This is a genomic window from Nocardia testacea NBRC 100365, assembly GCF_000308775.1.
In the GTDB taxonomy this organism is placed as follows: domain Bacteria; phylum Actinomycetota; class Actinomycetes; order Mycobacteriales; family Mycobacteriaceae; genus Nocardia; species Nocardia testacea.
Map to the genome: position 1 here is coordinate 1 of NZ_BAGJ01000162.1, position 26,620 is coordinate 26,620.

Annotated in this window: 6 protein-coding genes; 2 read left to right on the plus strand and 4 right to left on the minus strand. The window is 71.1% G+C overall.

All coding sequences use genetic code 11. The annotated features are described in order from the left end of the window. Together ON38_RS21830 and ON38_RS21835 are read left to right on the plus strand one after the other, a co-directional pair. The coding region (locus ON38_RS21830) for an arabinosyltransferase C-terminal domain-containing protein (RefSeq protein WP_039826796.1) at positions 1 to 1,671 on the plus strand (1,671 nt) is incomplete at its 5' end. Positions 1,672 to 1,890: 219 nt separating this feature from the next. Further along, complete coding sequence (locus ON38_RS21835; RefSeq protein WP_039826799.1) at positions 1,891 to 3,054, plus strand: lipase family protein; 1,164 nt, start codon at positions 1,891 to 1,893, stop codon at positions 3,052 to 3,054. A gap of 176 nt (positions 3,055 to 3,230) precedes the next feature. Here the strand turns inward: ON38_RS21835 and ON38_RS21840 are convergent, their stop codons facing one another. From ON38_RS21840 to ON38_RS34280, 4 genes are all read right to left on the minus strand, one after another. Next, positions 3,231 to 3,461, minus strand: a complete 231-nt coding sequence (locus ON38_RS21840) for an MbtH family protein (protein WP_039826797.1) — start codon at positions 3,459 to 3,461, stop codon at positions 3,231 to 3,233. A gap of 59 nt (positions 3,462 to 3,520) precedes the next feature. Continuing rightward, positions 3,521 to 4,303 (minus strand): FkbM family methyltransferase, encoded by a 783-nt coding sequence (locus ON38_RS21845; protein WP_039826798.1) that lies wholly within the window; start codon positions 4,301 to 4,303, stop codon positions 3,521 to 3,523. After that, positions 4,297 to 14,898 carry a non-ribosomal peptide synthetase gene (locus ON38_RS34275; protein WP_051165053.1) on the minus strand — a complete coding sequence of 3,534 codons (10,602 nt, stop codon included), beginning with the start codon at positions 14,896 to 14,898 and terminating at the stop codon, positions 4,297 to 4,299. The genes ON38_RS21845 and ON38_RS34275 overlap by 7 nt, the downstream gene beginning before the upstream one ends. Continuing rightward, positions 14,868 to 26,620 (minus strand): non-ribosomal peptide synthetase (locus ON38_RS34280; RefSeq protein ID WP_157181839.1); only part of this gene is annotated, 11,753 nt, incomplete at its 5' end. The genes ON38_RS34280 and ON38_RS34275, both read right to left, overlap by 31 nt.

Genomic DNA, 26,620 nt, shown 5'->3' on the forward strand with positions numbered 1-26,620 from the left:
ATCGGACGCCGTTTCGGTGTCGTCGCGATGTGGCTCGGGCTGCTGGTGTGCGCCTTAGTGCTGCTGCGCAAGGGCGGCCGGATCCCGTTCGTCAGCTCGGGCCCGGCGAAGCGCCTGCTCGGGATCACCTTCGGGGCGATGCTGTTGATGGCGACCGTGCCCACGAAGTTCACGCACCACAACGGTGTCTTCGCCGGCCTGGCCGGCGCCGTGGCCGTGGTCACCGCGGTCGCGGTGGGCCCCAGAGTGATGCGGGCACCGCGGTACCGCGCACTGTTCGCCGCCATCGTGGCGATCGCACTGGCGCAGATCTTCACCGGCGTCAACAAATGGTTCTACGCGTCCGGCCACGGTATTCCGTGGTGGGATACGGCTCCGGCGATCGGCGGCGTCGGGGTGAGCGAAATATGCCTGACCGTCGCCGTCGCGTGCCTGGCGCTCGCCGGGTGGTGGCACCTGCGGGCACCGGAACCGGGCATCCCGCACCGCGTTTCGCCGCGAGCCTGGCGGCTGGTGAAGATTCCGCCGCTGACCGTGGCGGCGGCCGTGATCGTGATCTTCCAGGTGGGTTCGTTCGCCACGGCGGCGGCCACCCAGTATCCGGCCTTCTCCCTCGCCCGTTCCAATGTCGATGCCGTACTGGGACAGCCGTGCGGGCTGGCCGACGATGTGCTGGTCGAATCCGACCCGAATACCTCGATGCTGCCGCCATTGAGCGGTGACGCGGCCGCCACATTCGCGGCGGGCGCCGACGGCTTCGTCCCCGGCGGGGTCGCCGACGTCACCTCCGATGACGATCAGCCCGCGGACGACAACAGCATCGCCGATGCCCTGAGCGATACCTCCGACGGCACCTCGGTCACCCAGACCGGCGGCGCGCCGCTGCCGTTCGGCTTGTCGCCCACCACTCCGGTACTCGGCACCGCCGGCCGGCAGGAATCGGCGGAACTGACCACCGGCTGGTATCGGCTGCCCGACCCGGCCGACCGCGCCGGGATCATGGCGATCACCGCGGCGGGCCGGTTCCGGGCGATCACCCAGGACGGCGAGGTGCTGCCCGGCCAGCCCGTCGATATCGAGTACGGTGTCGCGGATCCGGCGTCCGGGACCCGTTCGCTCGGACAGGTGATCCCGATCGATATCGGCCCGACGCCGTCGTGGCGCAATCTGCGCGTGCCCCTGGACGAGATCCCGGACCGGGCCGACGTGGTCCGGATCGTCGCGAAGGACAAAACCCTCGATCCCGAGCAGTGGATCGCGTTGACGCCGCCGCGGATTCCACAGACCCGCACGCTCAACGAGCTGATCGGCTCCGACCGGCCGGTGCTGCTCGACTGGGCGGTCGGCCTGCAGTTCCCGTGCCAGCGCCCATTCGACCACAAGGACGGCATCGCCCAGGCTCCCGGCTGGCGCATCCTGCCCGACCGGCCCGCCGCGAACACCACCAATCTGTGGCAACGCCACGACGGCGGCGGGCCGTTGGGCTGGAGTCGGCAACTGCTGCGCTCCCAGACCCTGGCCACCTATCTGAAGGACGACTGGAGCCACGATTGGGGACAGTTGCAGCGGCTGACACCCGTGGATACCTCGGCCCGTCCGGCCGCGCCTCGTGTCACTCGCGAAACACATTCGGGGCTGTGGAGTCCCGGGCCGATCAACGTCGCCTGGTAACCGGAGTCGCCGGGCCCCTATCGGGCCCGGCGCGGCCGCGGCGGCCGAGATCCGGGCGGCGCACGGCTGCGGTGATCCGGAAGACGACGCGACACAACAGGACTGGAACGCGCATGTTCCCGATTTCGCGCGAAAAATCGTGATACTTGTCGCGTGCAGATTCCGAGATCAGATCGAAATCTATTGGTGCGCGCCCTCGGCGCCGTACTCCTCGGCAGTATGGCCGTGGTAACCGTGATCGGCACGAGCCCGGCGGCGGCCGTGCCCATCTATCCCCTACCCGATCCCGATCCCTTTTATGCCGCGCCGCCCGATATATCCGGAAAATCACCCGGGGAGGTGCTGGAAACCCGGGCGATGCCGCCGCTGTCGATATTCCCGGGGGCCACGGTGACCCTGGTGAAATTCCGCTCGGCCGATTCGAACGGCCGGCCGATCGCGGCGACCACCACCGTGCTCACACCGCAGGGGCACGCCCCCGGCGGGCCGCTGCTGTCCTATCAGCACATCATCAACGGGCTCGGCACCCGCTGCGCGGTTTCCCGGGTGCTCTACACGTCCGACCCCACCCTGCAGGTCCGCGAGGCCGCGGCCTTGAACGCGGTGCTGGTCCGCGGCTGGAGTGTGGCGCTGCCCGACCATCTCGGCCCGACCTCCGCCTACGGCGCGGCCCGGCTGGGCGGCCAGATCACCTTGGACGGCATCCGCGCGGTACGCGCGGCCGACCTGGGCCTGCGTGACAGCCGCGTCGCCATGGCCGGTTACTCCGGCGGCGGCATGGCCACCGCCTGGGCGGCCGCGCTCGCCCCGCAGTATGCGCCCGAGCTGGAGATCGCGGGTGCGGCCATCGGCGGTGTGCCGATGAATCTGGTGCGCATGATAGAAGCCGTGAACACCGGCCCACATCCGGCCTTCGGCCTCGTGATGGCGGCCGGAATCGGTCTCGAACGCGAGTACCCCGATCGTTTTCCGATCAGCGAGTCGATGAATTCGCGGGGGCTGCTGACCCGTAACGAACTCGCCAACGGATGCGTCAACGAGATACTCGCCACCGGCGCCGGGCGCAGTGTGGCCGAATTCGCCAGCAGTATGTCGTTGGCGGACAGTCCGGACGCTCGCGGAGTGCTCGAGGAGAACAGCCTCGAATTGTTCGGCGGCGTACCCGATATGCCCATTTTCGAATGGCATTCGGCCACCGATCCGCTGATTCCGGTGGATTCCATCGTCCGCACGAATCAGCGATACTGCGCGGCCGGGGTACCGCTGCAAGCCGAACTCACCGCATCGCCGGAACATCTGTCCGCGGCGGTCCTCGGCCTACCGGCCGTGCTGGCGTGGCTGGAGGGCCGTTTCCGCGGCGATCCGGCGCCGTCGAACTGCTGAGCGACGGCCGCGCCCCGGCCCGGTAGGCCGGGCGGGGCCCCTGTGCACCGGGCGCGGTTTCCGGTCGGCCCGATCCGGGTCCCGGCCGGAAACCGCGTCCTCTGTGCCGATCGGTCGACGGGCGAGCCCCTGGGCGAGCGATGCCACACCTTCGGGTGCGGCCGGGCGGCCGTGCGTCAGCGAACGGTGGTGGAGGCCGGATCGGCCGCGTCACGCAAGCCGCTGGGCCGCATATCCGTCCAGTTCCGCTCCACGTAGTCGACACAGGCGGCCCGGCTGTTCTCGCCGAAAACGATCCGCCAGCCGTGCGGCACCTCGGCGAAAGCCGGCCACAGCGAATGCTGGTTCTCGTCGTTGGCCAGGACGAGGAATCGGCCGTCCTCGTCGTCGAACGGATTCGCGCTCATATCATCTCTCTCCCAGATCGTCGGTGGTTTGCCGGCCACCCGGTGGGCGGCACCGGGGGTCAGGCGTCGCGGCTCGCGTACACCTCGTGCAGATCGGTCCCGCGCAGACTCGGGTCCTGCCGGATCCGGGTGGTCAGCCCGTGGGCGTCCAGCAACTCGCGGAACTGTGCCAGGCGCCCGGCGGTGTCGTGCACCTCCGCCACCACCGTGTGTATGCGCGGCCAGTCCCGCGCGGAGATCCCGCGCAGCACATCGAGTTCCGCCCGCTCCACATCGACCTTCAGCACCCCGACCTCGGCGCCCGGCGCGTATTCGTCCAGGATCGCCGACACTGTCGTCACCTCGACGTCGATCTGTTCGCCCCGGTGCAGTTCGGCGGTGATGAGGTCGATCGCCTCCTCGTCGAGTCCACTGTTGCGCAGGAATATCCGAGTGGCCTCGTCGTCCTCCGCGCGATCGGCGTACAGGCCCGAATTGGCCGGGGCCTGCGGATACCAGGTGAGTGGCAGGACACCGGGTTCGGCGCCGACAGCGGTCCGTACGGGCACGGCGTACGGAACGTGAGCGTGCAGATTGCTCTGCAGACAACGGAAGGTCGCCGGCACGGGCTCGGCCGCGATCACTCGGATGCCGGGCCGGATATCGGCGAACAGCATCGCGGCCAGGCCGATGTTCGCGCCGATATCGAGAACGATGTCCCCGGCCCGCAGCCGGGTGGCGGCCTGCCGGTAGAAACCGGTGGCCGCGGTGATCTCACCCCAGAGAAATCTCGCTTCCGCCGGGCTCGGGCAGTCGACCACTCTGCCGTCGTCGAGTTTCAGCGTCTGTTGCGTGTTCAGCATTGCGCTACGGCCCTTTCTATTACCGCACCGACAACGGTCAGCGCCTCGGGATGGCTCAGCTCGAGATGCCGGACATCGACCACCTGGTTGTGTATCTCCCCGGTCACATGGCGTCGCCACGACCGGGCCAGCGCCTCGGGATCGGTGTGGTCCTTTCCGGCGGTGAAGAAGTGCAGCTCACCGTCGAAGACCGCCGGCCGGTACCGGTCGGCGATGGCACCGGCGGTCTCGAAACTCGTCATCACCCGGTCCACCTGTTCGGCGGTGAACATCGCGGTGCCGAGCACCTGTTCCCGGACTACCGCCCAGGCCTGCTCGTGGGTGTCGGCCCGGACATCGTCGCCGAGGCCGAACAACTCACGCCAGCCGCCGAGCAGATCCGCCATCAACTGTCCCGGCCGCCGGTCGCCGGCCGCCGGAACGGCGGGATCACCGCCGGACAGATCCACCGCACTGTCCAGCAGTGCCAGCAGCCCGACTTCCGCCCCGTCGCGCCGGAGCCGGACCGCCATCGCGTGCGCGATCTGCCCGCCGAGCGACCAGCCGAGCAGGTGGTAGGGGCCCTCCGGCTGTACCCGGCGAATCTCGCGCACATAACGTCCGGCCAGCTCGTCCACCGATTCCGCCGGCGGTTCACCGGCCACCACATGGGGATCCTGGAGACCGTAGACCGGGCGGTCAGGGTGCACGTGTTCGACGAGACCGCCGTAGAACCATGCCAGCCCGCCCGCCGGATGCACACAGAACAGGGGCGGCTTCGATCCACTCGTCCGCAGGGGCAGCAGCACCTGCAGACCCGATCCGCCCTCGGCCTCGTCGGCCCGGCGGGCCAACGACTCCGGGGTGGCGTCGTCGAACATCCACGGCAGCGCGATCGTCACCCCGCGCGTCTTCAGTTCGCGCACCACCATGGTGGCCAGCAGCGAGTTGCCGCCCAGATCGAAGAACCCGTCCGAGACCCCGACGCGCCCGACGCCCAGCACCTCGGCGTACACCTCGGTGATCGCCTTCTCCGTCGCCGTGCGGGGGGCGACGAATTCGCTCGGGGCGGAACCGGGATCCGGTGCGGGCAGGGCGGAGCGGTCGAGTTTGCCGTTCACCGTCAACGGCAGATCGGGCAGCACCGTGATCACCGCGGGCACCATATAGCCGGTGAGCACCTCGGCGGCCGCCGCCCGTACCGCGGCCGGATCGAGCTGCTCGCCCGCGGCGGCCACCACATAACCGATCAGCTGATCGACCCCGTGTGCGGGCCGGTGCACCGCCGCGGCGGCGCGCACCACACCGGGATGCCGCAGCAGTGCCGATTCGACCTCGCCCAATTCGACACGGTAGCCGCGCAGTTGGACCTGGGCGTCGGCGCGACCGAGATAGCGCAGTTCGAGTCCGTGGTCGCCGTCCTGCCAGCTGCCGACGTCGCCGGAACGGTAGAGCCTGGTCCCGGCCGGCCCGTACGGGTTCGCCACGAACCGGCCCGCCGTGGTCGCGGACGCGCCCAGATAGCCCCGCGCGAGCTGCCCGCCGGCCACATAGATCTCGCCGGCGACCCCGATGGGCACCGGGCGCAGCCGCTCGTCGAGCACATAGACCCGCAGTCCGGGCAGCGGCACACCGATACCCGCGGTATCGGGTCCGGTGACCTCACCGAATGTCACGTGCACGGTGGTCTCGGTGATCCCGTACATATTGATCAGCCGGGGTGATCCGGGCTCGTGCGCCGCGAACCATCCGGCCAACCGCGTCGCGTCCAGCGCCTCACCGCCGAACACCACATACCGCAGCGCGAGGCCGGGCCCGCCTCGCCCGGCGGCCCGGCGCTCCCGGTCCGCCTCGGCGAATCCGTAGAAAGCCGAAGGCGTCTGGCTCAGAACCGTCACACCCTCGCGGGCCACCAGCTCGGCGCAGGCCTCCGGCGACCGGGACACCTCGTAGTCGACCACGACCAGCCGGCCACCGGTCAGCAGCGCGCCCCACATCTCCCACACCGCGAAATCGAAGGCGTAGGAGTGGAACATGGTCCACACGTCATCGGGGCCGAAGTCGAAACGCCCGGGTATCCGGGTGAACAGGGTGACCGCCTCGCGATGGCTCACCGTCACCCCCTTGGGGCGGCCCGTGGAACCGGACGTGTAGATCACATAGGCCGTGTTGTCCGGCCGGGCGGCCGGCAGTACCGGAGCCGGACCCGCGGCCGCGGCCGCGCACTCCTCCACGAGGAGCACCGGGGCCGGGAACGCGGGTATCGCCGACACCGTCTGCGCCGAGGCGAGCACCGCGACCGGGCGGGCATCGTCGAGCACGAACCGCAACCGCTGCTCGGGGTAGGCCACATCCAGCGGCAGATATCCGGCGCCGGTGCGCACCACGGCCAGTAGTGCGGCGACCAGATCGACCGATCGGGACAAGGCCACGGCCACCAGGGTTTCCGGGCCCGCGCCGGCCTCGGCCAACCGGGCGGCGATCAGGCCGGCGCGCCGATCGAGTTCCGCGTAGGTCAGCGACGAGCGGCCGTCGGTCACCGCGACGGCGGCGGGCCGGTCGGCGGCCCGGGCCGCGAACAGGTGCGCGAGTGTGGTCTCGGGAACCGCGGCACCGGTCTGTCCGGCCGCGTCCAGCAGCGCGCGCCGTTGCGCGGGGTCGACGAGGTCGATATCGCCGACGACGACATCCTGATCCGCCGTCACCTCCTCGAGGATCCGCACATAGGCCCGCGCGAACCGGTGCATCGTGGCCTCGGCGAACAGATCCGTCGCGAAGGTCAACCGGCCCACGAGGCCACCCGGACGGCCCGCCTCGTCGAACCGCTCCGCGAGCTTGACGTTCAGATCCGCCTGGGCCTGTTCGAAACCGTCCTCGACCGGTTCCACGGTGAGGCCGGGCAGCCGGACCGCGGCCCGGCTCAGGTTCTGCACATCCAGCGTCACCTGGTACAGCGGCAGATGCGCTGTCGACCGCGGCGGGTTCAGCGCCTCCACGACCTGTTCGAACGGGACGTCGGCGTGCGCCAGCGCGGCCAGATCGGTTTCCCGGATATCGGCGAGCAGTTCGGCGAAGGACTGCCGCGGCGCCACCCGCGACCGCAGCACCAGCGTATTGACGAACATACCGATCAGATCGTCGAGTTCGCGCACTCCGCGGCCGGCCACCGGGGTGCCGATCGCGATATCGCCGGTTCCGGACAGCCGCGCCAGCAGCACCGCGAGCGCGGCGTGCAGCACCATGAAGAGGGTCGCGTTCCCCGCGCGGGCCGCCGCGCCGATCCGGGCATGCAACTCGGCGGAGATCTCGAACTCGACGGCGCGTCCGCGCAGTGACGCCACCGGTGGCCGGGGCAGATCGGTCGGCAACTCGAGCAGTTCGGGAAGCCCGCCCAGCGTCTGCTTCCAGAAGAGCAACTGCCGCGACATCAGTGAGTCCGGATCGTTTTCGTCCCCGAGAACCTCGTGCTGCCACAGGGCGTAGTCGGCGTACTGGACCGGTAGCGCCGGCCAGTGCGGGGCGCTGCCCTGCCGGCTCGCCTCGTAGGCCACCGCCACATCACGGGCGAGCGGCAGCATCGACTGCCCATCCGCGCAGATGTGGTGCACGGTGACCATGAGTACATGGTCATGCGCGCCCAGTTCGAACAGCTCGATCCGCAGCGGTGGCGCCTGGGTCACGTCGAACCCGGTGGTGACCGCGGCGACGGCCCGCCGCATCAGCTGATCCTCCGCCACCGGCACCGGCCGCAGCTCGGGCACCACCTCGGCGGCGGGTACCACCAGTTGATACGGGACGCCCTCGGCCATGGGGAACGCGGTGCGCAGCGATTCGTGGCGTTCGACGACCAGGGCGCAGGCCCGGCGCAGCGCAGCGATATCGAGCTCGCCGGTCAACCTGATCACCAGTGGGATGTTGTAGGCGCCGACCGAGGTGTCGAACTGGTTGAGGAACCACATCCGCTGCTGCGCCGGGGACAGCGGCACCCGCGCGGGGCGGGTCCGGGCGGCCAGGGGCGCCCGGTGTTCGCGGTCGAGACCGGTCAGCTGCGCGGCCAGTGCGGCCACCGTCGGCGCCTCGAACAGTTCCCGGACCCCGACCCGGGCCCCGGTCGCGGCGCTCAACTGCGCCGCCACCCGGGTCGCCGACAGCGAGTTGCCACCCAGCTCGAAGAAACTGTCCGTGGCACCCACCTCGTCGAGGTCCAGGACCCGGCCGAAGATCTCCGCCACCGTCCGTTCGGCGTCGGTACCGGGAGCCACCCACGCGCGGCGAGCGCCGAATTCGGGCGCCGGCAGCGCCATACGGTCGAGTTTGCCGCTCGTGGTGAGCGGCAGCTCGGGCAGCAGGGTCAGCGCCTCGGGCACCATATGCGCCGGCAACCGGTCGCGCAGGACCACACGGACCGCCTCGAGGTCCACCGACGCGGCACCGGCGAGGTACCCGGCGAGCCGGTTGCGGCCCCGCTCGTCGGGCCGCAGGACGACCACCGCCTGATCGACACCGGGACAACCGGCGAGGACGCCCTCGATCTCACCGAGCTCGATGCGCTGGCCGCGTATCTTGACCTGGAAATCCCGGCGCCCGAGATACTCCAGCGTGCGCTCATGGGTCCAGCGCACGAGGTCGCCTGTGCGGTACATCCGCGTGCCCACCGCGCCGAACGGGTTCGCCACGAACGCGGCCGCCGTGGTCACCGGCCGGCTCAGATACCCGCGCGCCAGCTGGACGCCCGCGAGATACAGCTCGCCCACCACACCGGGCGGCACCGGCCGCAACCACCTGTCCAGTACCACCGCCTCCACCCCGCGCAGCGGCTCACCGATCGTCACCTCGGCACCGGGCCGCAGCGGCCCGCTCATACAGGCCAGAATCGTGGTCTCGGTGGGTCCGTACCCGTTCAGCAGGCACCGGCCCGGCCCCCAGACGGCCACCGTCTCCGGGGTCACCGCCTCGCCGCCCGCCACCAGCACGCGCAACGAATCCAGGCCCTCCGGCGACAGCGTGGCCAGCACGCTCGGAGTCAGGAAGGCATGCGAGATCCGCTCCGCGCGGATGAGTTCGGCCAGTTCGTTCCCCGCGAACACCTCCGGCGGCGGCAGCACCAGCACCGCGCCGTTGCTGTGCGCCAGCAGTATCTCGAGGATCAGGACGTCGAACCCGGGCGCGGCACCCTGCAGCACCCGCGACCCACTGTCGACGTCGAAGCGTCTCCGCTGCTCGGCAGCGAAATTCGCCAGGCCCTCGTGGGTGACCGCCACCCCCTTGGGCACTCCGGTCGAGCCCGAGGTGTAGAGCACATAGGCCGTATCCCGCAGCTGCGGAGTGCGTACGCGGTCGGCGTCCGAGATCCGGTCCGGCGGATACGCCGTGAGGCAGGCCAGGGTGTCCGGGTCGTCGAGCACCAGCGGCCGCACCGACTCCGGCAGCAATTCGCGCGCTGATCCGTTCGTGAGCGCGACCCGGATATCGGCGTGCTCGACCATGAGCGCGACCCGTTCCGCGGGGTTGCGGGAGTCGATGGGCACGATCGCGGCGCCTGTTTTCGTCACCGCCCACAGACCGGCCACGAACTCCACCGACCGGGGCAGCGCCAGCGCCACCCGGTCGCCCGGACCGACGCCCCAGTCGATCAACATCCGCGCCAGCCGGTCGGACCGGGCCTCCAGTTCGGCATAGGACACGGTCTGCCCGTCGCAGATCAGGGCCGCCGCCGCGGGTTCGCGCGCCGCCCCCGCGGCGAGCAGTTCCGGCAGCGAGCGTGGCGCCTCGGCAGTGCCGCCCGAGGCCGGTACCAGTTCCGCGCGTTCGTCCGCCGACAGCAGATCGATCGTCTCGAGCGGTCTGTGCGCATTGCCGGAGATCGCGCGCAGTACGCGGGCCAGCCGGGCCGCGAGATCGGCCGCCGTCCGATCGTCGATCCGTGCGGGCTGGTAGCGAACCCGGATATGCAATTCCTCGGTCTGGTGCGCCTGGACCAGCAGCGGGTAGTGCGCGGCGTCGCGGCCCTCGGCCGCGAGCACCCGCATTCCGTCGATGTCGGTGTCTCCCAGACCGCTGCTGTCGACCGGATAGGACTCGAAGACCACCAGGGTGTCGAACAGGTGCGGGCTGTCCGCCGCGGCCGTGATCTCGGACAGTTCGAGATAGTGGTGGTCGAGCAGCCGGGTGCTGTCGGCTTGCAGACCGGTGAGCAGGTCGGCGACGGTCCGGGTGCGCGTCACCTCGGCCGACACCGGGATCGTATTGATGAACAGACCGATCATCGACTCCACACCGGGCAGATCGGCCGGTCGGCCGGAGACGGTGCTCCCGAAGACAACTCGTTCGGTGCCCAGTAGATTGCCCAGCACCACCGCCCAGGAGAACTGGACGATGGTAGCCATGGTGACCGCGTGTTCCCGGGCGAACTCGGTCAGCCGCTCGGTCGTGGCACGTTCGAGAACGATCGGCAGGTCGACGGGGATATCGGCGACGGTCGCCGTCTGCGGGTCGGTGATCAGACTGGGTTCGGCGGACCCGCCCAGTGCCTCGCGCCACACCCGGACACCGGCAGCACGATCGCGCTGCCCCAGCCAGACCAGATAGTCACGGTAGGACGACACGGCCGGCAGCAGCTCGGTGCGCTCACCCACCGCGTAGAGACCGATGAGTTCCCGGCACAGCAGCGGCAGCGACCAGCCGTCGAGCAGCAGATGGTGGGCGGTCAGCACCAGCCGGACGTCCTCCGGCCCCACCATGATCGCGAGGAAGCGCAGCAGCGGCGGATCGGCGGGATCGAACACCACTGCCCGTTCGGCTTCGATCAGCCGATCGAGTTCGGCGGCATCTCCGCCGGTTTCGGCGCGGTACCAGCGCAGCGGCACGGCGGCGGGAACAACCTGTGCGGCCACACCGTCGGCCGTCCGGGTGAAGGCCGCGCGCAGGTTCGGGTGCCGGTCGAGCAGCGCTCGCGCGGCCCCTTCGAGCCGGGCCTCGTCCACCCTGCCCGCCAGGGTCAGCACCGATTGCGCGGTGTAGACGTCCAGTTCGCCCGCGGCGAACTCGGCGTGGAAGAGCAGGCCCGCCTGCAGCGGCGCCAGCGACCACACATCGGTGAGCGGACCGTAGCGGTCGGCGAAGGCATCCAGATCGGACTGGCCGAGCGTGACGAGCGGAACATCGGCGGGGCACAGTCCCCAGTCGTCGTCGGCGCGGGCCGCCGCGGCGATCTCGCGGACGGCATCGATCCAGTCCCCGGCCAGTTCGGCGACCTCCGCCTCGTCCAGCAACCGGGTCGCGTAGCCGATCTGCGCCGACAACACGGGGCCCGCCGCGGTCTCGGAGGTGTGCACATCGATCGTGATCACCGCCGCCGCGGGCATATCCGGGTCGAACGCACCGCGCTGGTCGAACTGCTCACCCGTCGGAACCCACGCCACTCCCGACAGCGCGGCGAGATCGACCCCGGCCCGGCCGAGATTGTTGAAAGCGATCTGCGGCTCCGGTGCGCCCGCCAGCTGCCGGCCGGCGTCCGGATGGAGATAGCGCAGGAGGCCGTAGCCGATCCCCTTGTCCGGGATCGCGCGCAACTGATCCTTGACCGCTTTCACCGCGGCCCGCATATCACCGGAGTCGAGGCCGGCCGGCTCGAGTGCGACGGGGTAGGCACTGGTGAACCAGCCCACGGTGCGGGAGAGATCCGCGCCCGGGACGAGCTGCTCTTCGCGGCCGTGCCCCTCGAGCAGAATCTTCGCGCCCCGATGGGCGCTGCCGCGGCGGGCGCGCCAGCGGCCCAGCGCGACCGTGAGTCCCGCGAGCAGTGCGTCGTCCACCGTGGCCCGGGCGGCTTCGGGCACCACCTCCAGCAGGACTCTCGTCACATCGGCGGGCAGGGAGACCGCCAGCTGCCGGACGGTCGCCTGGGTGTCGATGGACGGGTCGAGGGCCGCCCGGCCCAGCAGCGGGTCGGGGGCGGTGCTCATACGCTGCCACAGGCCGGTTTCGCCGGTCCGCTCCGCCGCCGCGTCGACCAGGGCGTGCGCCCAGCGGCGCATGGAGGTCGCCGGGGCGGGCAGATCCGCCCGCCGGCCCTCGGCGATCTGCTGCCAGGCGGTGGCGAGATCGGGCAGCAGGATCCGCCATGAGACGCCATCCACCGCCAGGTGGTGGACCACGACGAGAGCCCGGCCCTCCGCCTCGACTCCGGCCGCGGGCAGCAGGCAGACGACCTGCACCATCCGGCCGGCGGCCGGATCGAGACGTGCGGTGGCCGTGGCCAGCGCGGTCTCGGCCGCCGCGGTGAAACCGGTCCGGCCCGGCGCGTCCCCGGCCCGGAACGTCTGTACGAGAATCGCGTCCGCCGCATCGATCGAGCCCTCCGGCAACACCCGCAAACAGCCGTCGCGCAGCTGCGCGCGGAGCATATCGTGCCGGTCCAGCAGGGCCTGCACCGTCGCGGTGATCTCGGCGACCGCGGCGTCCCCGGGCAGCCGCACCAGCATCGACTGGGCGAAACCCCGGGCCGCGCCGAGCCGTTCGCCGAACCAGGACACGATCGGCGTAGTCGGGATATCTCCCACACCGCCGCCGGGAAGTTCCTCCAGCGTCACCCGGCCGGTGTTCCCGGCGACCTGCGCCAGCTCCCGAACGGTACGTCGTTCGAAGATATCGCGGGCCCGGACGACCACCCCGGCGGCCTGCAGCCGCGCGGCGAGCTGGATGGACATGATGGAATCGCCACCCAGCGCGAAGAACGAGGCGGTCGCTCCCACCGACGGCACGCCGAGCACTTCCGCGAAGGCGGCCGCGACGGTGCGTTCCAGGTCGGTGGCCGGTTCGACCGCGGCGGTTTCGCGCGCCTCGAATACGGGTTCCGGCAGTGCCCTGCGGTCGACCTTGCCGGTCGAGGCCAGCGGCATCCGGTCCAGGACGGTGACCGTCGCGGGCAGCATATGAGCCGGCAGCACGCCCGCGAGCCCGTCCAGTACCGACGTCGCGGTGATCGTCGCGCCGGGCTCGGCCACGAGATACGCCGCGAGCATCGTCCGGCCGTCGGGACCGGGGCGCGCGACCGTGACCGCGGACGCGACCCCGGGCTGCGCGACCAGCGCGGCGTCGATCTCACCGAGTTCGATGCGCTGGCCGCGGATCTTGATCTGGAAGTCGCTGCGGCCGACGTATTCCAAGGTGTGGCCGGGCGTCCAGCGCACGATATCGCCGGTCCGGTACATCCGCGCGCCCGCACCGCCGTACGGATTCGCCACGAACGCGCCGGCGTTCAGCGCCGGCCGATTCAGATATCCCCGCGCCAGCGCTGCGCCCGCCAGGTACAACTCACCCGGCACACCGACCGGTACCGGCCGCAACCGCGCGTCCAGGACGACGGCCTGCGCGCCGAGGATCGGGCCACCGATATCGATCGGACCCCCGGCGCGTACCGGCGCACTCATCGTGATGACGATCGTCGTCTCGGTCGGACCGTAGATATTGTGCAGCCGGCGCCCGGGCGCCCAGGAGGCGACCAATTCGGCCGGTACCATCTCCCCGCCGACCGCCAGCACCTGCACCGATTCGAGATCGGCGGGCGATACCGTCGCCAGCACGCTCGGGGTCAGGAAGGCATGCGAGACCTGATGGCTCCGGATGAGCCGAGCCAGCTCCGCGCCACCGAAGACATCCGGTGGCGAGATGACCAGCGCGGCGCCCGCCGCACAGGCCATCAAGGCCTCGAGCAGCACCGCGTCGAAGGCCGGTGCCGCCACATGCAGCACCCGTGAGGTCCGGTCCACCCGATACCGCACCCGCTGGGCGGTGGCGAAGTTCGCGAGCCCCTTGTGGGTCACCACCACCCCCTTGGGCGTGCCGGTGGAGCCGGAGGTGTAGATCAGATATGCCGCATCCCCGGTCCGGGCCCGCCGTGGCGCGGGTGTGCTCGCGGAAAGCCCCGGCTCCCGCGCGATATCGGCGGCCGTGGCCGGCTCGTCGAGCACCACCCACTCGACCGCCTCCGGCAGCGCGGGCAGCGCATCCGCGACCGTGAGGCCGAGGACGACGCCGGAGTCGGCGACCATATGCGCCATCCGCTCCCGCGGATACCGCAGGTCCAGCGGGACGAAGGCGGCGCCGGTCCGGGAGATCGCCCACATGGCGATCTGATAGTCCACCGAGCGCGGCACCGCCAGCGCGATATGGACACCGGGACCCGCGCCCCGCGCCAGCAGATATCCGGCCAGCAGGTCGGCGCGCCGGTAGAGTTCGGCGTAGGTCAGGGTTTCGGTCTCGCCGATGAGCGCGATCTGCCCGGGGTGCGCGGCGACCGCCGCGGCCAGCAGATCCGGGAGCAGGTAGGGGGTCTCGTCCGCGCCGCCGACCGCCGGTACCAGCTGTGCGGTCTCCGCCGCGTCGAGCAGATCTATACCACCCACCGCCCGGACCGGGTCGATGGTGACCGCCTCGAGGACCCGCACGAACCGCTCGGCGAACGCCGCCGCGGTCGGCTCCGCGAACAGATCGGTGGCGTAGACGATCTCCCCCTCGATACCCGCGGGCCGGTCACCGTCGGCCTGCTCGGCGAGCAGCACGGTGAGATCGGTTTTGGCCTCCGCTATCCCGGGGTCGAGCACGGTGATGTCCACCCCGGGCAGGTCGAACCGGCGCCGGTGTTCTGCAGCCCGAACATCACCTGGTACAGCGGGGTGTACGCGGTCGACCGCGGCCGATCGAGCACATCGACGAGCCGTTCGTAGGCGATATCGGCGTGCGCGAGGGCGGCCACGTCGACATCGCGCACGGCCGCGAGCAGTTCACGGAACGACCGATCCTCGGCGATCCGGGTACGCAGCACCACGGTGTTGACGAACATGCCGACCAGATCGTCGAGCGCCTCGTGCCCCCGGCCCGCGACCGGGGTGCCGACCGAGACATCGTCACTGTGCGCCGTCCGGGCGAGCAGGAGCGCCAGCGCCGCGTGCAGCACCACGAAGGTGGTCACGCCCTCCTGCCGGGCCAGCCGCACGATCGCGTCGTGCAGTCGCGGCGGGATATCGAAGCGCACGCGGCCACCGGCCGTGGTGACCGTGGCCGGGCGCGGGTGGTCGGTTGGCAGATCCAGCAGTTCCGGACTGCCGCCGAGCACACCTTTCCAGTAGGAGATCTGCCGGGAGATCAGCGATTCGGGATCATCCTCGGCGCCCAGGCGTTCCTGCTGCCACAGCGCGTAGTCGCCGTACTGGACCGGCAGCGGTTCCCACTGCGGCGGCTGCTGATGTGTGCGGGCCGCGTAGGCGGTGAAGACGTCACGGGCCAGCACCGGCATCGAGGCACCGTCGGCGGCGATATGGTGCGCCACCAGCACCAGCGCGTGTTCCCCGGTCCCGGTGCGGTACAGCGCGGCCCGGACGGGTACCGATACCGCGACATCGAACCCGGTTTCGGCGACCCGCCGGATCCGGTCGGCGAGTTCGGTGTCGTCGGTGACCGATTCGGCCTCCGGCAGCAGATCGGTTCCGGCGGCCGGGGCGTCCAGGACGACCTGGCACGGTTCGCCGTCGACCAGGGGGTAGATCGTCCGCAGCGGCTCGTGCCGGACGGTCACGTCCTGGAACGCGGCACGCAACGCCTCGACGTCCAACGCACCGCTCAACCGGGCCGCGAAACAGATGTTGTACGCGGCGGACCCGGTGTCGTACTGGTTGAGGAACCACATCCGGCGCTGCGCCGCCGCCAGCGGAACCACGGCCGGACGCTCACGCGCGGTCAACGGGCCGGTGGTAGCGCGGGTGCGAGTGGCGAGCAGTCGGGCCAGGCCGGCGATCGTCGGCTCGTCGAAGATATCGCGGATCCCGACCTCGAGGCCCAGAGCCGTCTCGGCGCGGGCGGCGAGCCGCGCGGCCGACAGCGAATCGACACCGATCTCGAACAGTTCGGCCGTCACGCTCACCTGATCGGCTCCGGTCAGATCGGAGACGATCCGCGCCAGCACGGTTTCCCGCTCGGTGCGCGGGGCCACGAATTCGGCATCGTCCTCGACCACCGGCCGGGGCAGCGCCGCACGGTCCACTTTGCCGTTGGCGGTGAGTGGTATCGCCGCCAGCACCTGGACCGCGGCCGGCACCAGATAGGCCGGGAGCGTCCGGGCGATCCGCTCGCGCAGGTCGCGGCCCGTGGCCGCGGCGCCGGGGACGAGCGTCACGTAGCCGGTGATCCGTTCCGTCGTCGCGACGACGACGGCCCGGGTGACCTCCGGCAGCGCGCACAGCGCGGCTTCGATCTCGCCGGGCTCCACTCGCTGGCCGCGCACCTTCACCTGGAAATCACCGCGCCCCGCGAACTCCAGATCACCGGACCGCGTCCAGCGGACCAGGTCGCCGGTGCGGTACAGCCGCTCCCCCGGCGCGCCGAAGGGGTGTGCGACGAACGCACCGCAGGTGAGGTCGGGGCGGCCGTGGTAACCGCGCGCCGTCTGCACACCCGAGACGTAGAGTTCGCCGGTCACGCCGAACGGAACGGGGCGCAGCCGGGCGTCCAGGACGTGAACGCGCATACCGGCGACCGGGCGGCCGATCGGCACGGTCGCGCGCGGGCTCTCCGCGGGCAGGCAGCGGTGGCTGGTGACGACCTCGGCCTCGGCCGGCCCGTACCAGTTCACGACCTCCGCATTGCCGAAGACCCGCGCCGAATCGTCGACGGTGCGCTGGGCCAGCGCTTCCCCGGCGACGAACACCCGGCGGACCGAGGGCAACGGCGCCGCGGTCGTCTCGAGCAGCACATCGAGCATCGAGGGGACGAAATGCACGGTGCTGATCCGGTGCTCGGCCACGAGCTTCGCCAGATAGGCGGGGTCGCGGTGCCCATCCGGGGCGGCGACCACGAGTTGCGCGCCGGTCTGCAACGGCCAGAACAACTCCCACACCGCGATATCGAAGGTGACGGGGGTCTTGTACAGGACCACATCGGACCCGTCGTGCGGCCACTGCCGCTGGGCCCAGGCCAGCTGCGCCGCCGTCGCGGCATGGGTCAGGGCGACCCCCTTGGGCAGGCCGGTCGACCCCGAGGTGAACAGCACATAGGCCGTGTTGTCCGGGCGCAGCGGCGCCCGGCGGTCCGCATCGGTGAGCGGGGCGTCGCCGTAGCCGCTCAGGTCTACCCGGTCGATCGGCTCGGTGGCGTACTCCACCGGCAGATTCCCGTCGTCCGCGGACGAGGTCAGCACCAGCACGGGCCGGGCCGCCGCGAGTACGCGGCCGATCCGCGCGGCCGGATGGTCCGGGTCGATCGGGAGGAACGCGGCACCGGTCTTGACCACCGCGTACAACGCGGTGACGAGATCGGTGGACCGCCGGATCGCCACCGCCACAATGGTTTCGGGTGCGGCGCCGCGGTCGGTGAGCCAGCGGGCGAGACGGTTCACACGGCGGTCGAATTCCCGGTAGGTCAGCACGCCACCGGCCGGATCGCGCAGCGCCGGCGCGGCCGGGGTGCGGGCCACCTGGGCGTCGAACAGATCGACCAGGGTCCGGCCGGTGACGACCGGGCCGCCGGTGGCGTTCCACCGGTGCAGGAGCACTGTCCGGTCGGCCTCGTCGAGCAGTTCGATATCGCCGACCGCCGCGCTCGGATCGGTCGCGGCTGCCTCGAGCACGCGGACGAACTGTGCGGCGAACCGCGCGGCGGTGTCCTCGTCGAACAGGTCGGTGGCATAGGTGAGGCGCAGTGTCATACCGACCGGCTCGTTACGGTCGCCGTGGCCCTCCGACATCATCAGCAGCAGGTCGCAGATCGCGGCATCGTCACCGGGATCGAGATCGTCCACGGTGAGATCCGGCAGTTCGACGTGGGCCCGGTCCATGTTCTGGTAGGCGAGCATCACCTGGAACAGCGGCGTATGCGCCGCCGAACGCACCGGATTCAATGCTTCCACCAGCTGTTCGAACGGCACGGTGGCATGGTCGTACGCCTCGACATCGCCCCGCCGGACCTGTTCCAGCAGTTCCCGGAAGCTCCGATCCGGCGCGACGTGGGTCCGCATCACCAGGGTGTTGACGAACATGCCCACGAGACCGTCGAGCGAGCGGTGGCCGCGGCCCGCGTGCGGTACCCCGATGGTGATGTCGTCGCCGCCGGACAGCCGCGCCAGCAGGACCGCCAGCGCCGTGTGCGCCACCATGAACGTGGTGGCACCGCCGCGACGCGCCAGCGTTTGTACCCGCCGGTGCAGGTCACCGGGAATGGTGACCCGCACGGATGCGCCGTGCTGGGTGCGCCGCGGCGGCCGCGGCCGATCGGCCGGCAGCTCGAGGACATCGGGGATACCCGCGAGCCGGGTGCTCCAGTACGCGATCTCGCGCGCACCGCGCGACCGCGGATCGTCCGCCGACCCGAGTACCTCCCGCTGCCAGAGCGCGAAATCGGCGAACTGCACCGGCAGCGGGGCCCACTCCGGCGGGACCCCCAGCGAACGCGCTCGATAGGCGGTCATCAGATCGGCGGCCAGCGGTGCCACCGAGAAACCGTCACAACTGATGTGATGCGCGGCCAGCGCGAGCACCCAGACCGATTCGGAGAGCTGGAACAGCCCGACCCGCAGCGGCACCTCCGCGGCCACATCGAAGGTGCGGCCGAAGAACTCCGTCAGCCGCCGTGGCAGTTCGCCCTCGGCGATCGGTTCCGGTACCAGGTCCCCGCGCGCGGCGACCTCCGCGACCGGCAGCACCACCTGGGCCGGCACCCCGTCGACGGCCGGGTAGACCGTCCGCAGACTCTCGTGCCGCTCGACCACATCGCCGACGGCCGCCGTGAGCGCCGCGAGATCGAGGACACCATCGAGCCGGATCGCCAGCGGCACGATGTATCCGGCGGCCGCCGGGTCGAACTGGTTGAGGAACCACATCCGGGACTGCGCCGGCGAGAGCGGTATTCGTTCCGGGCGCGGGCGCGGCGCCGGCGCCGGGAGGGTCGGGACCGCCCGCAAGCGGGTGATGCGCTCGGCGAGGTCGGCGACCGTGGGCGCCTCGAAGATCACCCGCACCGCGACGTCGACCTCGAGGATATCGCCGATCCGGCTCAGCGCTCTCGTCGCGAGCAGCGAATTGCCGCCCAGCTCGAAGAAATCGTCCTGGGCACCGATCTCCGGCAGGGCGAGCAACTCGCCGAAGACATCGGCCACCGTCTGTTCGACGAGGCCCCGTGGCTCCCGGAACTCGGCCGCGCGCACGGCCGGGTCGGGTGCCGGCAGCGCGCGGTGATCGACCTTGCCGTTCGCGGTGAGCGGGATCGTGTCGATCCGGATCACCGTGGCCGGAACCATATAGGCGGGCAGCCGTTCCCGCAGCGACGCGCGGATCTCCTGGGTATCGCACGAGGGCGGCGCGACCACATGGGCGACCAGCCGCTGTTCGCCGTGATCGGTGCGTACCTGCACCACTGCGGCGTCCACGGCGGCGTGGGCCGTGAGCGCGGCCTCGATATCGCCGGGTTCGATCCGCAGACCGCGCAGTTTCACCTGGGTGTCGGCTCGGCCCACGTAGCGCAGGGTGCCGTCGGCGGCCCAGCGCACCAGGTCGCCGGTGCGGTACAACCGGGCGCCGGCGGTGCCCGCGGGGTCGGCGACGAAGGTGGCCGAGGTCGGCGCCGGGCGTTCGTGATATCCGCGGGCCAGCTGCACTCCGCCCAGATACAGCTCGCCGGTGACACCCTCCGGGACCGGATGCAGCCGCGCGTCCAGCACGCGGACCACTACACCGGCCTCGGGGACGCCGATCGGCACGGCGGGACCGGAGACGTCCCCGACACGGTGGGAGGTGACGCTGACCGCGGCCTCGGTCGGACCGTAGAGGTTGTCGATACGCGCGGCACAGAACTCGGTGAAACGGCGGACCGTCTCGGCCGGAAGCGCCTCGCCGATACACAGGACGCGCCGCAGATCCGGGAACTCGCGGTCCGGGGCGGTGGCCAGGAAGGCGGCGAGCAGCGACGGTACGAAGTCGACCGTGGTGACCCGGTATTCGGCCAGCAGCCGGGCCAGCACCCTGGTGTCGCGGTGCGCGTCCGCGTCCGCAACCACCAGTGCCGCACCACAGACCGACGCGGAGAACAATTCCCATACCGACAGGTCGAAGGTCACCGGCGTGCGCCAGATCAGCACATCGGAACCGTCGAGACCGTAGTGGTCGCGCATCCAGCACAATTGGTTGACCACCGCGCGGTGCGCGACCGCCACGCCCTTGGGCACACCGGTCGAGCCGGAGGTGTAGATGACGTAGGCCAGATCATCCGGATGCAGGGGGCGGAGCCGGTCGGCGTCGGTGACCGGTGCCGGATCACACTGCGTCACCGGCAATTCCGTGAGCGGCCACCGCGGCACATCGGCGGGCAGATCCACCTGGTCGCCCCGGGTGAGCACGGCGATCGGCCGCGCTGTCGCGCAGACCGAGCGGAGCCGGTCGGCCGGGTGATCCGGATCCAGGGGCAGGTAGGCGGCACCGGCGGCATGAATCGCGTACAGGGCGGTGAGGAGGTCGGCACAGCGGTGCATGGCGACCGCCACCACCGTCCCCGGGCCGGCGCCCCGGCCGATGAGCGCGCGGGCCAGCCGGTTCACCCGCTGCCCGAAGTTCCCGTAGTCCAGTCGTTCGCCGGTGGCGGCGTCGATGACCGCCGTATTCCGCGGGGTGGCCGTGACCTGTGCCGCGAACAGATCCGGCAGCGTCGCCGCGTCCACGACGAGGCGCGCGCCGGTCGACCGCTGGGCCAGCGCCCGCCGCTCGGACGCGGTCAGCAGGTCGATATCGCCGACGGGCGCGGTGGGGTCGGCGAGTACCGCGCGCAACAGCAGCAGATAGCGGTCGAAGAGCGACCGTATCGACGATTCGTCGAACAAGTCTGTGGCATAACCGAATTCGACCGACATACCGCCGGGCCCGTCCTCGGCCGACCAGCTGTCGACCAGGTTCAGATGCAGATCGTATTTGGCCACGGCCGGATCGATCATCCGGGCCGTCACCGTCAGCCCGTCGATCCGCACGGCCGGGATCTCGATGTTCTGGAACGAGAACCCCACCTGGGTCAATGGCGCGTGCGCCGTCGACCGGGGCGGATTGAGCACCTCGACCAGTCGCTCGAACGGGATATCGGCATTCTCGAACGCGGCCAGGTCCGCGGCGCGGACCTGGCCGAGAACCGCGGCGAACGACGCACCGGGCGTCACGCGGGTCCGCAGTACCAGCGTATTGACGAACATTCCCACCAGGCCGTCGAGGCCGGGTTCGCCACGGCCGGCGATCGGTGTCCCGACGGCGATATCACCGGTCCCGGACAGCCGGGCCAGCAGCGCGGCGTAGACGGCGTGCATGACCATGAACACGGTCGTGTCGTGGCGGCGGGCCAGGGCGAGCGCCTCGCGATGAAGATCCGCGGGCAGGGTGGTGGAATACGTCGCGCCCCGGAAGCTCTGCTGGGCCGGGCGGGGCCGGTCGGTGGGCAGGTCGAGCACCTCGGGCAGGTCGGCGAGGGCCGCGCGCCAGTACTCGGTCTGCGCGACCGTCGGGCTGTGCGGATCGTCCTCGGTACCGAGCAGTTCCCGCTGCCAGAGCGTGTAATCGGCGTATTGGACCGGCAGTGGCGCCCACTGCGGCTCGTGGCCGCCGTGCCGGGCCCGGTAGGCGGTCATCAGATCCGCGGCCAGCGGGGCGAGCGACGAGCCGTCGAAGCTGATGTGGTGGACCACCAGGATCAAGGTGTGCTCGTCGGGGGCGCTGCGCAGCAGCGTGATCCGGAACGGGACCTCGCTGGTGACGTCGAATCCGGCCGCGGTCGCCGCGGCGATGTGGGCCTCGACCGTGTCGGCCGGCACCGGGACCGGTTCCGGCGGTACACAGGCCTGTGCCACCGGCACGATCACCTGATGGGGTCCGGTGTCGCTGTCGGGGTAGCGAGTGCGCAGTGCTTCGTGACGGCCGAGCACATCGGCGACCGCGGCCTGCACGGCCGCCACATCGAGGTCGCCCGACAGCCGCAGCACCAGCGGGATGTTGTACAGCGGCGAGGCGGGATCGAACCGGTTGAGGAACCACATCCGCGTCTGCGCCGGCGACAGCGGGATCCGCTCCGGGCGGGGCTGCGGAACCAGCGGTGGCCGGACGGCCGGGGCGCCGGCGCGCAGCCGGTCGGCCAGGGCCGCGACGGTCGGTGCGTCGAATACCGTGCGCAGGGCGATATCGACACCGAATTCGGCGCTCAACCGGCCGGCCACCCGGGTGGCCGACAGCGAATTGCCGCCCAGGTCGAAGAAGCTGTCGAAGGCGCCCGCCCGTTCGACGCCGAGCACCTCACCGAAGACCCGCGCCACGGTCTGTTCGACGCTGTCGCGCGGTGCGACGAATTCCGTGGTGGCCGTGCCGAACACCGGCTCGGGCAGCGCGGCGCGATCGATTTTGCCGACCGGCGAGAGCGGCAGCGTGTCGAGCACCAGCACGGCCTCTGGCACCATATGCGCCGGCAGGCGCTGTGCGGTGTAGGCCAGTAGTTCCGCGGTATCCACCCCGGCGTCCGCGGGCACCACGTAGGCGGCCAGCCGGGTGCCGTGTTCGCCGGGGATGCCTGCCACATGGGCGACCGCCACCGCCGGGTGCGCGGCCAGCGCGGCCTCGATCTCGCCCAATTCGATGCGCTGGCCGCGGATCTTGACCTGGAAGTCGGTACGCCCGGCGTATTCCAGCGTCCCGTCCGAGGTCCAGCGCGCCAGATCGCCGGTGCGATACATCCGGGTGCCGGGCGGACCGAACGGCGCGGCCACGAAGGCGGCCGCGGTGGCGGCGGGCCGCCCCAGGTAGGCGCGGGCCAGTTGTACGCCGGAGACGAAGAGCTGCCCGGTCACTCCGACCGGGACCGGCCGCAGCCGCGCATCCAGGACCACGGCCTCGGTGCCGCGGATCGGTCCGCCGATGGTGATCCGGTCGCCTACCGACAGGGGATCGCTGATCGCGACCATGATGGTGGTCTCGGTGGGACCGTATCCGTTGAACAGTTCACGACCGGGAGCCCAGATCGCCACCGTCTCGGCCGGGACCGCCTCACCGCCGGCGACCAGCACCCGCAGGGTGTCCAGGCCCGCCGGTGTCATCGTCGCCAGCACACTCGGTGTCACGAACGCGTGCGAGACCCGCTGGGCCCGGATGAGGTCCGCCAGTTCCGCGCCGGCGAAGACCTCCGGTGGCGAGACGACGAGCGCGGCGCCGTTCGCATGCGCCATCAGCAGTTCCAGGACGACCGCGTCGAATCCGGGCGCCGCCAGCTGCAATACCCGCGACGACGGCTCCACCCGGTAGCGCTCGCGCTGTTCGGCGGCGAAATTCGCCAGGCCCTGGTGTGTCACCGCGACACCTTTGGGCGTCCCGGTCGAGCCCGAGGTGTACAGCACGTACGCCGTATCGAGAACACGGCCGGGCCGGACCCGCTCCCGGTCGGTCACCGGCGCCGGCGACCCGGCGTCCAGCGCGGTCGCGGTGTGCGGATCGTCGAGTACCAGCTGCGCGATCGACTCGGGCAGCAGCGCCCGCGTGGACTCGACCGTCACCGCGACCCGGACTCCGGCGTCGCCGAGCATCAGCGCGATCCGTTCGGCCGGGTTCCGCGGGTCCACCGGGACGAAGGCCGCGCCGGTCACCGCCACCGCCCGGATACCGGCCACGAATTCGGCCGAGCGTCCCATCACGAGGGCGACGTGGTCACCCGGGCCGGCCCCGCGCGCGATGAGCTCGCGGGCTATCCGGTTGGACCACGCGTCCAGTTCGCCGTAGGTGATCGTCCGTTCGCCCGCGATCACCGCCACCGCGGCACTGTCGGTCACCGCCAGCACGTCGGCCAGCAGCCGCGGCGCCGCCGCCGGGGCGCCCGCCGCCGGGACCAGCCCGGCCCGTTCGGCTCCGGACAGCACATCGACCGCACCGACCCGGATATCCGGATCGGTGACGACCGCGTCGAGCACCCGGTTCAGCCGGGCCGCGAACTCCGCGACCGTGCGCCGGTCGAACAGATCGGTCGCGTAGTCGACTTGCAGGGCGACATCGCCACCGGCGGAAGCGTTCTCCGCGACGGTGACCACGAGATCCACCTTCGCCGTGGCCGCGCCCGGGTCCAGGACCTCCACGGTGAGGCCGGGCAGTTCCAGGCTCGGCCGCTCCATGTTCTCGAAGGCCAGGTACACCTGGCACAGCGGGGCGTACGCGGCCGACCGCCGGGGGTCGACCTCCTCCACGACCCGCTCGTAGGGCAGGTCGCTGTTGGCGAATCCGTCCACATCGACCGCGCGCACCCGGGCCAGGAAGTCGGTGAACACTTCGCCCGGGCGGATCTCGGTGCGCAGCGCGACGGTGTTGACGAACATGCCGACGAGCGGCTCCAGCGCCGGCTCGCCGCGGCCGGCCACGGCGGTGCCGACGGTGATATCGCCCGAACCCGAGAGCCGGGCGAGCAGCACGGCGAGGGCGGCGTGCACGACCATGAAGGTGGTGACGTTCGCCGACCGGGCCAGCCCCTCGATCCCGCGGAAGACCTCGGCCGGGATCACGGTTTCGGTGCGGTCGCCGCGCAACGATTGCTGGGCCGGCCGGGGCCGGTCGGCGGGCAGCTCCAGCACCGGTGGCTTACCCGCCAATTGCCCCGTCCAGTAGTTCAGTTGACGGGCCGCCGGCGACTCGGGATCCGCCTCGTCCCCGAGCAGTTCGCGATGCCAGACACTGTAATCGGCGTACTGCACCCGCAGTGGCTGCCAGTCCGGCGTCTTGCCCTGCACCCTGGCCTCGTAGGCGGTCGCGAGATCGGCCGACAGCGGCCGCAGCGACGATCCGTCACAGCAGATGTGATGCAGGACGACCGCCAGGACGTGGCGGCGCCGGTCGGCCGAGGCGAACAGGGCGCTGCGCAGCGGCGGCCGGACGCTGACATCGAAACCCCGGGCCGCGAGTTCCCGGATACGGTGCCCGAGCTCGGCGCCGTCCGCGATCTCGGGCACGAGATCCAGACCGGCGATCACTTCCTCGGCCGGCAGGACGACCTGGGAACCCGCACCCTCGACGGCCGGGAAGACGGTGCGCAGCGCTTCGTGCCGGTCCAATACGTCGGTGAGCGCGGTCCGCAGCGCCGCCACATCGAGGTGGCCGGTCAGTTGCACCACGAGCGGGATGTTGTACGCCGCCGAGGCCGGGTCGACCTGGTTGATCAACCACATCCGGTTCTGGGCGGGTGCCGGCGGGACCGGGGCCACCCGTGGCCGGGCGCGCAAGGCGGGCCGGGCCGGGCGGTCTCCGGCCGCGATACGCGCCGCGAGTCCGGCGACGGTCGGGGCGCCGAACAGATCGCGCACCGAGACATCGCAGCGGGTCAGTTCGCCGATCCGGACAGCGGCACCGGTCGCGGTGAGCGAATTGCCGCCCAGGTCGAAGAAGTCGTCCAGTACCCCGACCCGCTCGACGCCGAGGACGTCGGCGAAGACATCGGCGATCGTCTCCTCGACCACCGTGCTCGGTGCGACATAGGCGGCGGCCGAATCGAACACCGGCTCGGGCAGGGCCCGGTGATCGATCTTGCCGTTGACGGTCAGCGGCAGCCCGGCCACGACGACCACACTCGCTGGCACCATGTACTCCGGCAGGACCCCGGCAACCCGCTCGCGCAGGGCGTCGGCGAGGCCTTCGGCCGGATCACCGGCCGGCACGACGTAGGCGACCAGCCGTGCCGCCTCCGTACCCGGCCGATGCACGATCACGACGGCGGCGGCCACCGCGCTGTCGGCCAGCAGTACATTGCGGATCTCGTCGAGTTCGATGCGGAACCCGCGCAACTGCACCTGCTGATCGGCCCGGCCACGATACTCGAGCTCTCCCCGGTGATTCCGGCGGGCGATATCCCCACTGCGGTACAGGCGCGTACCCGGGGGGCCGAACGGGTCGGCGACGAAACGTGCCGCGCTGAGCGCGGGCCGCCCGAGATATCCGCGGGACAGCTGCGCCCCCGACACGTAGATCTCACCCCAGGCCCCCAGGGGGGCCGGCCGCAGTCGCTCGTCGAGGACATAGGTGCGCAATCCCGGCAGGGCCGTGCCGATCGCGCTCGCGGCTCCCGGCACCGCGATATCCGGCGTCAGCGGCAGATAGGTGACGAATACGGTGGTCTCGGTGATCCCGTAGCTGTTGGCCACGACCGGCACTCGCGGATGGTGTTCGTACCAGCCGGCCAGAGCCGCCGGATCCAGGCGCTCCCCCGACAGGATCACCGATCGCAGCGCCAAGGGCCCCTCGACCTCCCCGCCGGCCGTGTACCGCTCCCGGGCCGCCGCGAACTGCTGGAAGGCCGACGGTGTCT